Here is a 387-nt window from a genome sequence, read left to right as displayed (position 1 = left end):
CGTTACCCATTATGGTCGTGTTTGTCCCATTGAAACACCTGAAGGTCCAAACATCGGTTTGATCAACTCTTTGTCAACCTATGCGCGTACCAACGATTTCGGTTTCCTGGAAACGCCTTATCGTAAGATTGTCGACGGTATCGTCACTGACGAAATAGAATACCTGTCTGCTATCGAAGAAGGTCAGCATGCTATCGCTCAGGCGAATGCCGAGTTGGATGACGAAGGTCACCTGGCAGACGAATTGGTATCTTGCCGTTTCCGTGGTGAATTCACCCTGATGCCGGCGGCCGATGTTAAGTATATGGACGTTTCTCCTCAACAGATCGTGTCTGTTGCTGCCAGCATCATTCCGTTCCTGGAGCACGACGATGCTAACCGTGCCTT

Annotated in this window: 1 protein-coding gene; it reads left to right on the top strand. The window is 49.6% G+C overall.

What is annotated here, in order from left to right; genetic code table 11:
- Positions 1-387: hypothetical protein (locus tag J0A65_RS27570; RefSeq protein WP_416135331.1), on the top strand; the 387-nt coding region annotated here is incomplete at both ends.

The sequence above is a fragment of the Bowmanella yangjiangensis genome, assembly GCF_017255015.1.
Lineage (GTDB): Bacteria > Pseudomonadota > Gammaproteobacteria > Enterobacterales > Alteromonadaceae > Bowmanella > Bowmanella yangjiangensis.
The sequence above is the reverse complement of the archived record's forward strand: the minus strand, read 5'-3'. Positions and strand labels throughout refer to the sequence as shown.